This is a genomic window from Streptomyces sp. URMC 124 (assembly GCF_051386455.1).
GTDB lineage: Bacteria > Actinomycetota > Actinomycetes > Streptomycetales > Streptomycetaceae > Streptomyces.
In genome coordinates, this window is record NZ_JBPQTS010000213.1 from 1 (window position 1) to 9,605 (window position 9,605).

The 9,605-nt window shown below is 69.2% G+C and carries 7 protein-coding genes; 4 read left to right on the plus strand and 3 right to left on the minus strand.

From position 1 onward, the window contains the following. Positions 1 to 693 precede the first annotated feature (693 nt). The 3 genes from ACSNOG_RS30090 to ACSNOG_RS30100 all read right to left on the minus strand — a co-directional run bounded on the left by ACSNOG_RS30090 (position 694) and on the right by ACSNOG_RS30100 (position 4,908). Positions 694 to 942, minus strand: coding sequence for a hypothetical protein (locus ACSNOG_RS30090; RefSeq protein WP_436755866.1), 249 nt, complete (start codon positions 940 to 942; stop codon positions 694 to 696). Between the two features lie 498 nt (positions 943 to 1,440). After that, complete coding sequence (locus ACSNOG_RS30095) at positions 1,441 to 1,785, minus strand: hypothetical protein (RefSeq protein ID WP_436755867.1); 345 nt, start codon at positions 1,783 to 1,785, stop codon at positions 1,441 to 1,443. Positions 1,786 to 3,804: 2,019 nt separating this feature from the next. Next, positions 3,805 to 4,908: a LacI family DNA-binding transcriptional regulator gene (locus ACSNOG_RS30100; protein WP_436755868.1), complete on the minus strand. Its 1,104-nt coding sequence runs from the start codon at positions 4,906 to 4,908 to the stop codon at positions 3,805 to 3,807. 159 nt (positions 4,909 to 5,067) lie between these two features. On the opposite strand from ACSNOG_RS30100, the gene ACSNOG_RS30105 reads away from it, so the two are divergent. From ACSNOG_RS30105 to ACSNOG_RS30120, 4 genes are read left to right on the plus strand one after another with little or no spacing between them, the layout of a single operon-like run. Continuing rightward, entirely contained in the window at positions 5,068 to 6,381 is a 1,314-nt protein-coding gene (locus tag ACSNOG_RS30105) for an ABC transporter substrate-binding protein (RefSeq protein WP_436755869.1), read from the plus strand. 46 nt (positions 6,382 to 6,427) lie between these two features. Then, on the plus strand, positions 6,428 to 7,375 hold the full coding sequence (locus ACSNOG_RS30110) for a carbohydrate ABC transporter permease (RefSeq protein ID WP_436755870.1): 948 nt from the start codon (positions 6,428 to 6,430) through the stop codon (positions 7,373 to 7,375). Further along, positions 7,372 to 8,202 (plus strand): carbohydrate ABC transporter permease, encoded by an 831-nt coding sequence (locus tag ACSNOG_RS30115; protein WP_436755871.1) that lies wholly within the window; start codon positions 7,372 to 7,374, stop codon positions 8,200 to 8,202. The genes ACSNOG_RS30110 and ACSNOG_RS30115 overlap by 4 nt, the downstream gene beginning before the upstream one ends. A 50-nt stretch (positions 8,203 to 8,252) precedes the next feature. Then, a complete protein-coding gene (locus ACSNOG_RS30120; RefSeq protein WP_436755872.1) occupies positions 8,253 to 9,545 on the plus strand; it encodes a glycoside hydrolase 5 family protein in 1,293 nt (430 codons plus the stop codon). The last annotated feature ends 60 nt before the right edge of the window (positions 9,546 to 9,605 follow it).

Consider the following 9,605-nt stretch of genomic DNA (forward strand, 5'->3'; position numbering starts at 1 on the left):
GGGTGGGGACGGCAGCCGATCGGGGGGCCACCGGCCATTGCTTCCCGAGGGTGGAGCGAACGGGGCCGGGGGACCCGTCACCGAAGGACCGCCGTAGCGCGGCGCCGGGGGAACGTAATCTCGAGGACCCCATGACACGCACTGACATCGCCACCGAGGCCGGTGACGCCGCCCCCTCCCCGCCGGGCAGTACGCCCGGGACCTGGCCGCAGAGCGGCGGACCGTACGAGAAGCGGTCCGTACGACATCGTCGGGGCGCACATCGGGCTCGCCCTCACAGTCGTCCTCTCACCGCCTGCGCGCTCGCCTCCGGGCCCGGTGGGCCTTGATCATCGCCGGGGGCTGGGCGGCATGGTTCGTCCTTGCGCTCGGCGTGGTGTGCCTCCGCGGCAGTCGCGGATGGGAGACCGTGCGGCGAGCGTACGCCGCGACCTTCGGGTGGGGTGACTACGTCTACTGAGCGCTGGCTGGGGGCTAGAGACAGAGGCTGTCCAAACGGATCAATCCACGACCTGCGCCCATCCGGTGGATGCGCCGTAGCAGCGGCAGGGGGACATCTGAGATGGTCTGACCGTCGGCCGGTGTTGCGCGCTGACATGGCAGGGTCCGGTGGACCAGAGTCCGGACATGGTGCAGAACCTTGTCGCCGTTTTCAGCCTCCTCACAGGCTTGGCGGGGTTGATGCTGAGCTACTCAGCTCACCGACAGAAGGCGCGGGAGGAACGGCAGGAATCCGCTCTCCGCGCAGAGGAACTGCAGAAGTTCCAGCGCGAACGGGAGCAGGAGCGGCAGGAATCCGCTCTCCGCGCAGAGGAACTGCAGAAGTTCCAGCGCGAACGGGAGCTGGAGCGACAGCGGGAGCAGGTGGCGCAACAGCAGCGGGAGCGGCAGCAGGCGTCCATGATCAGCGCACGCATCGCTCTGTCCCCGTCCCCTTTCCACGACAGCTGGGTCGTCCCGAAGGCCGTGATCCACAACGGGTCCAACCAGCCGATCCGGGATGTGCGCGTGTCCTTCCGCGGCGAGGTGACCGGCGTGTGGCCCGTTCTCAACGCCAGTGAGGTCACCTGCCCGCTGCCGCCCACGCAGGTTGAGCACTCCGACCTGTTGGGCGACATCGCCGTCGAATTCACAGACGTCGCTGGGATCCGCTGGCGCCGCGAAGGCTACGGTGCCCTACGGCGTGCCAGACATGGAAACGGCAGCCCGACGGTCTCGGGCGCATGGGGGACGCCTGAGACTCCCGTAATCGAAAAGGCTGAGCGACCATCGGGCCCGCCTTCCGGCCCTCTCTCGGGCGGTGGGTCCAGGCTGCCGAGCCCCGCCGACTGGCCGAGCGGCGCCCCGGCCGGAGGGGGCGCCTCAGAGCCGGCCCACCGTCCGGAGCCAGCCCACCCCCCGGGGTCGACCCACGGAGGGGCACCCGCTCCCGCCGGAGCATCAGTCCGGAGGCGTATCGGATTCCTCCAGCCAGCGGCCGTGCTGGTATCTGTGGTGCTCATCGCAGGAGGCGTCTGGTGGCTCCTCCGCCCCTAGGGCGACTTCGATGGTCTCGTCCATGGCCTCCGCGCCCGCTGTGATCACCGGGTGCAACTGCTTGCCGTGCACCTTCTCCGTGGTGGCCGAGCCGTTGCGGCCGAGGATTCGGGCGATTTCCTCTGTCGGCACCCCGTGGTCCGAGAGCAGGGACAGGAAGTTCGTCCGTAGTGCCCGCGTCGTCCACGCCTTCGGGTTCTCGAATTCCGCTTCCGCAAGCAGTTTCCTGAAGTGGCGGAGCACGTCCACGGCGTCGCGATGCCTGTCTCGCCGGGGAAGACGAGCCTGTCGTCATTCCAGGTCGAGTCTGCGGAGAGAACGGCGGCTCTTCCGCGTCTTCGTCTCACCGTGCCGGCGAACCGATCGCCAGACCTCGACATAAGGCCATAACCCATCAGTGCCGGCGAAGTGCACAGCCGCCGCGTGAGCGGCCGCTCCTCCTCTGTACGCACGCCGACAGCAGTACCAGAACGACACAGGCGTGGATCCAGCTGCCCTTGCTGGCGCTTGGACCACCTCTGCCTGTTCGAGGCCGAGTGACTTACTTCTTCGAGCTGACAGTCGGGCTTCTCGATTGACTCGCGACGGGCCCTCCTGTTGCGCCGCCATAACTTGATTAATCGCGAGTTGGCGGAGGGACGGATCGATAAGCCGGAACTCCGGGCCGTTCCGCCTCTAGATCCATACGTAGGCCCCGCATGCATCTAGCTCGGATCCGGGCTCGTGGGCACGCCGCTCCAGGGCTTCAGCGACATCAAGACTCATAATCGCGGCTTATCGAGCATGATTAGTGACATGGTCCCCGAAGACGACAGGTGAGCAGCACGGGATCTTGCCATTCAAGCCCACCAGGTGGGGTGCACATCCGGACGTGATCCTTGGCGGCAAGCACTGCGATGGATTAGCGGCGGACGACTTGGCAGGGAGGACGACAGGCAGGCAATCCCCCTTTTGGACACTCCCTGGCTAGGCTCCCTCTCCGACGAGCGGTAGGGCTGGGCGCCAGCGCGCAGCCAACTTGCACAGCGAGTTCACATTTGCCGTTGATTACCAGATATGTCGCTAATGCCAGCTTGGCTGGGTTGAGCAGCCCTACACCCTGCCGCAGCACCAACGGTGCGGGCTGGCCACAGCCGGCCTCGCCGCTCCGCTAGCCGACCCGGACTCGGCCTGGTACACCCTCGGCAGCCACTTCACTGATTCACGGGGCTTCTGGGCCGCCGCAGGCACCGGAGTTCCCGGCAACTACCGTCCACGCCCAACATGACCACACGTCAGCTCAGAAGGGACGCCAACTCGGATCATCAAACCCCTCCTTTGGAGCTACATGGACGCGGCCCGTCAAGCCCCGCAGCGCCCTTCTAGTTGAGACCGGGCCACCGACCCTTGGAGGCCGCTACGATGTGACCCAAACCACACCGTAGGCGGGATGTTCGTTGCACCTTAGTTCCCTCACCCAAATGGCAACTGCGCTATCGCCGTTTGCCATCGCAGCACTTACTGCGGTCTCCACTGCACGGGCAAGCCGTCGAGCCCGATCCGACAAGATCATGGAACGTCTCACGGCTGAGGTAGCAGCCCTCGCCAGCCTCCCGGAGGGAAGCAGAGCCTGCCTATCCCTCACCGCACAGTTGGACTCTACTGCTCAGAGGTACAGAGAGAGCTGCGAGCGGGAAGATTCATTCCGAAGAGACGGACTGGGAATCGGTCTTGGAATCGTAATTGGCGGGGGCGGCATCGCCCTTGGCAGTTGGGCCGCATCTGCAGGGGGTGCCGCATGGTGGTGGTGGGTGGTCGCGATGCCCGCCATCTTGATCGGGGTACCTGGCTTCTTTCACGAGTGGGCAGGAGGAAAGAGCCGCGAACCTTCCATCGAGGTAGCAGGGTGACCTGCGTGGCAGGGAACCCCAACCGACTGGTCGTAGGCTGGTAATGACCACAGGCACTCTGCGGTGATCAGCCGCAGCCTCCCCTGTGAGTCGGCTGCACATTCACCCGTTCCTGCCTATCTCCAACCTCTCACAGTCGTCTCTATCCGTCGGTTGGTGACCTGACCTCAAGGCAAGGTCGGCAAGCCATGCCAGTGCACAGTCTCACGGGTAGACATACTGCTGCTGGAGCAGCTTAGCGAGCGTGCCAGGCGCGGTCCGATGAATCGGAACTGAAGGATCTCAAGGAGGTCAGGGCTCCAAGGCGCGCAAGAGGCGATTACCCCGGAGCGAGGACGGGAGCCGCCCCGGGTGGCGTCAGCAGGCCGTCTGCGGACTTTCATGGACGGTTCGCCTGGGTATTTCGGCAGGGACCGCGTCCCGACCAGCGGCCCCGGGCTGCGCTTCTGGCACATGATGCGAAGCAACGGGTGGGGGCCAGGGCGGCGGAGGTGCAGGACAGGACAAGAGATGGCTGCAGGACGGCGGTCCGTACGGGACGCGGTCCGCACAGACATCCTTCAGGTGGGCGTCTACGTTCCCTGATCGGTTGCGCGGGGCAGCTGCGGCAGAGGACCGAGTCGTCCCAGGCCACGATCGAGAGGGAGGCGGGTACGGGCACGCCGCGCTCGGCCGCCACGGCCAGGCCCGCCACGGCCATCACGTCGTTGTCGTAGACGATCGCGGTGGGAGGGCGGGCGCCGGACAGTTCGCGGCGGGTGGCCTCGGCGCCCTGGGCGTCGGAGTAGTCGGTGGTGACCGACCGCACGGCGGGCAGGCCGCGGCGGGCGGCCTCCGCGCGCAGGCAGGCCATGCGGCGCCGGGTGTGGGCGAGCTCCGGCAGGCCCGCGATGTGGGTGATGCGGCGGTGGCCCAGGCCGTGGAGGTGGCCGACGACGGAGGCCATCGCGCCGGTGTCGTCGGCCCACAGGGTGGAGATCGCGCCGTGCGGCGCTCCCCCGTCGTCGGGCGCGCCGACGAGCACGGCGGGAAGGCCGAGGCGGTCGAGCAGGGCCGGGCGGGGGTCGTCGGCCCGCGGGTCGACGACCAGGAGGCCGTCCACGCGGCGCTCGGCCCACCAGCGGCGGTAGATCGCGCACTCGGCGTCGAGGTCCTCCACGACCTGGAAGAGCAGTCCGAGGCTCCGGCCGGCGAGCACTTCCTGCACCCCGGAGACCAGCTGGAGGAAGAAGGACTCGACGCCGAGTGTGCGGGCGGGCCGGGCCAGGACGAGGCCCACGGTGGCCGCGCCTTCCCCCGAGAGGGCGCGGGCGGCGGTGCTCGGCTGCCAGCCCAGCTGTTCGGCGACCTCGCGGATGCGCGTGCGGGTGGCCTGCGAGACGCCCGGGCGGCCGTTGAGCGCGAAGGAGACCGCGCTCTCCGAGACGCCCGCGCGGCGCGCGATGTCCTTGATCGTCGGGCGGCGGGCCGGTGTGCGGCGCATGGCGCGGCCTCCCCTCCACCGGTGACCTGAGTGCTTGAGCAGTAACACACTAAAGCGCATTAGTCGTTGGCGACAGTGTTGACTAACTCCCCTTTGCCGGGCACCTTTTGGAGCGCTGCCCTGCCGCAGTCCGCTGCCGACCGAAGGAGTTCGCCGGCCATGCCGATACGCCGTGGAGCCCTCGCCGCAACCGTTCCGCTGCTCGTGTCCGCCCTCACGCTGACCGCCTGCGGCTCGGGCGGGTCCGGCTCCGGCTCCGGATCCGGGGGAGGCGGCGGCGCGGACGGGAAGCCCGAGGGTGACATCAGCTTCCAGACCTGGAATCTGCGCAGCAATTTCAAGGACTACTTCACCGGCCTGGTGGCGGAATTCGAGAAGGCGTACCCGGGTGTCCGGGTCAAATGGCTGGACCAGCCGGCCGACAACTACGCGGACAAGCTCGGCGCGGACGCCGCCGCCGGGACCCTGCCGGACGTCGTCAACGTCTCCCCGGACCTGTCGTACCCGCTGGCGAAGGCCGGCCTGCTGATGAACCTCGACAAGGAGCCGGCCGCCGCGAAGTTCAAGGGCGAGTACACCCAGGAGGCGTGGCAGGGCAATGTGCTGCCGGGCCTGAACGGCTCGTACTCCTTCCCCTGGTACCTCAACACCGGACCGCTCTTCTACAACAAGGCCCTCTTCCGGCAAGCCGGTCTCGACCCCGAGAAGCCCCCGAAGACCTACGACGAGCTGTTCGCGGCGGCACGGACCATAGCGGAGCGCTCCGGCGGCAAGACCGCCACGCTCGGAGGCACGCCCGCCGTCGAGGACTTCGGCCGCTACGGCGTGCAGCTGATGAACGGCGACGCGACCCGCTTCACCTACAACGAGCCCAAGGGCGTGGAACTGCTCACCGCGTACAAGGGCCTCTACGAGCGCGGTGGCCTCGACCCGCAGGCACTGACCAACACCCCGGACAAGACGGGGCAGAAATTCCTGGAGCAGAAGGTCGCCATGAATCCGGGCAGCGCCCACGACCTCGAAAACTTCAGGAAGAGCGCGCCCGGCCTCTACCGGGACCTCGGCATCACCGACGCGCCCAACAACACCGGCAAGCCCAACATGTACGTCATGGGCCTCGGCGTCAGCAGCCGCAGCAAGCACAAGGCAGCGGCCGTCGCGTTCGCGCACTTCGTGACCGACAAGAAGAACCAGGAGGCCTTCGCCCACAAGGTCGCCGTCTTCCCCAGCACCAAAGGATCGCTGGACGACCCGTACTGGACGAAGGACGACGGCACCGACGAGGGAAGGGTGCGGGTGGCCTCCGCGAAGATGCTGAAAGGCGCGGTCAATTACACGCCGGTCGTGCTCAGCGAGGAGATGAAGACCGCCCTCAAGAACGAGGTCGCCAAGGCGCTCCAGGGAAAGAAATCACCCAAGCAGGCGTTGGACGACGCCGTCGCGCAGAGCAACAAACTGCTCAAGCAGAGCTGACGTGAAACACGTATCAAGGGGGAAAGGGGCGACAGGCGCGAAGCACGTGCGGACGCACCGGGCCGTCTCCCCCTGGCTCTTCCTGCTCCCCGGCCTCGGAACCGTCGCCGCCTTCAACCTCTACCCCTTCCTCAGCACGCTCCACAAGGCGTTCACCGACGCCCGCACGCTGACCCCCGGCAGCTGGGTGGGGCTGCAGAACTTCCGGGCGCTGCTGGAGGACGAGCAGTTCTGGGTGGCCCTGCGCAACAGCGCCCTCTACGTCGTCCTCGTCGTGCCCTTCACCGTGCTGCTGCCGCTGCTGCTCGCGCTGCTCGTGCAGAAACGCATCCCGGGTGTCGCCTTCTTCCGGTCCGCCTTCTACACCCCGGTCGTGGCCTCCGTCGTCGTGGTGGCCCTGATCTGGGAGTGGATGCTCGACGACCGCGGCCTGGTCAACGCCCTCCTGCGCGTCCTCGGGGCCGGCCCGGTCTCCTTCCTCGGCGACGAGTGGCTGCTGCTGTTCAGCGCGATGGCGCTGACGGTCTGGAAAGGCCTCGGCTACTACATGATCATCTACCTGGCGGCGCTGGCGAACGTGCCGCGCGAGCTGCACGAGGCGGCGGCCGTCGACGGCGCCGGCGCCCTGCGCCGCTTCACCGCCGTCACCGTGCCCGCCGTGCGCTCGACGATGGTGCTGGTCGGCGCCCTGTCGTCGGTCGCCGCCTTCAAGGTCTTCTCCGAGGTCTACCTGCTGGCAGGGCCCACCGGCGGGCCGGCCGGGCAGGACACCACGCTCGTGATGCTCGTCCAGCGGACCGGCACGGGGCTCAACGGCCGCGTCGGCTACTCCTCCGCGATCTCCCTGGTCGTCTTCGCCGTCGCCCTGCTGCTGATGCTGCTCGTGCTGCGCGCCGACCGCCGGGACGGGGGCGACGCGCAGCGGGGCAGGGGCGACGCGAGGAACGGGCGGAGCCGGAGAGACGGTCGGAGCCGGAGAGGCGGGCAGGCGTGAACCGCGCGACACCCTGGGAGAAGGCCGTGCGCTACGTGCTGCTCCTCGCCGTCCTGGCCCTCACGGTCGGCCCGTTCCTCTGGCAGCTCTCCACCTCCCTCAAGAGCACCACCGAGGACATCTACACCTCCCCTCCGCGCTTCCTCCCGGCCCACCCGACCGGGCACAACTACGCCGAGGTCGCGGACATCATCCCCGTGTGGGACTACGCCGTGAACTCCCTCAAGGTCGCCGCCGCGAACGTCCTCACCAATCTCGCCGGCGCCTCCATGGCGGGCTACGCGCTGGCCCGCCTGCGGTTCCGCGGACGCCGGGCGGCGGGGTTGGCCTTCGTCGCAGCGGTGCTGGTGCCCCTGGAGTCCATCGTCATCGCCCAGTTCACGATGATGCGGGAGCTGGAGCTCAACAACACGCTCGTCGCCGTCGTCCTGCCCGGGGCGGTCGGCGCGCTCAACGTGCTGCTGATGCGCAACGCCTTCGCCGCCCTGCCCTACGAGACCGAGGAGGCGGCCGTCATCGACGGGGCGAACGTCTGGCAGCGCTTCACCCGCGTCGCACTGCCCTCGGTGAAGGGCACGCTCGCCGTCGTCGCGATCTTCTCCTTCATGGGGGCGTGGGACGACTTCCTGTGGCCGCTGATCGTCCTGTCCGACCCCGACCGCTTCACGCTGACCGTCGGGCTGAACTACCTGCACGGCACCTTCCAGCAGGACCCGCGGCTCGTCGCCGCCGGCACCGTCATCGCCGTCGCCCCGCTCGTCGTGATGTTCGTCTGCCTCCAGCGGTACTTCTTCCGCGGCGTCGGCGAGGGCGCCGTCAAGGGCTGACCACCACCCGCCACCGCCCTCCTGCTCTACAGAAGGGACACCCGCACCCCATGCGTTTCGGCGTCAACTACACCCCCTCCCGGGGGTGGTTCCACCACTGGCTCGACTTCGACCTGGACGACGTCCGCGCCGACCTGGACTCCGTGGCCGCGCTCGGCCTCGACCACATCCGCGTCTTCCCCCTCTGGCCCCTCTTCCAGCCCAACCGCACCCTGATCCGCCCGCGCGCCGTCGAGCAGCTCGTCCAGCTGGTGGACGCGGCCGGGGAGCGCGGGCTCGACGTCAACGTCGACGGCCTCCAGGGGCACCTGTCCAGCTTCGACTTCGTCCCGTCCTGGACCACGAGCTGGCACCGCCGCAACCTCTTCACCGACCCCGGCGTCGTCGGCGCCCAGGCCCGCCTCCTCACCGAACTGGCCGCCGCCCTGGCCGACCGGCCGCACTTCCTCGGCATGACGGTCGGCAACGAGTTCAACCAGTTCTCCGGCCCGCCCCACCCCGACCCCGACCGGATCGGGCCGGACGAAGCCGGCCGCTGGCTGCGGCGCATGCTCGCCGCGTGCGAGGAAGGAGCCCCCGGCAGAGCGCACCTGCACGCCTCGTACGACGCCGCCTTCCACGACGGAGCCCATCCCTTCACCCCGGCGCACTCGGCACGGCTCGGGGCCATGACCGCCGTGCACGCCTGGGTGTTCAACGGCACCGCGCAGCTGCACGGGCCCGGCGGCGTCGCCGAGCGCCAGGCGGCCTATCTCGTGGAGCTCTCGAAGGCGTGGGCGGACGACGCGGCGCGGCCCGTCTGGCTGCAGGAGGCGGGGGCGCCCGCACCGCACGTTCCGCCCGGCCGCGCCGCGGCGTTCACCGAGGCGACCGTCCGCCACGTCCTGGACTGCCCCGGCGTGTGGGGGGTGACGTGGTGGTGCTCCCACGACGTCGACCGGGCGCTGGCGGACTTCCCCGAGCTGGAGTACGGGCTGGGGCTGCTCACCAACGACCGCGGCGTCAAGCCCGCCGGGGAGGTGTTCGCACGCCTCGCCCGGGAGCACCGCAGCGCCGGCCCGGCCACGCCGCCTCCACTGTCCTCGCCGCCTTCCCCGTCCTCGCCGCCCGCCCCGCGCCGGACCGCCCTGGTCCTGGACGCGGGAGACGTCGAGACCGCGCCCGGGCGGGCGGTGTGCGCACCGGGCGGGGCCTTCTTCGAAGCGTGGATGCGGGTCGCCTCCGGCGGAGGGCCGCCGGCGGTGGTGCTGGCCCAGCGGGCGGGGGACGCGGCGCATCTGGCCGCGCGGGGCATCGCCGAAGTGATCACTGTCGATCAGGTATCCCGGCCGTCCGGCGCATGAACGGCGCTCCGCCCCGGACTCCGGACCCCGACTCCCCACGCCGGACCCCGAGTCCGGACC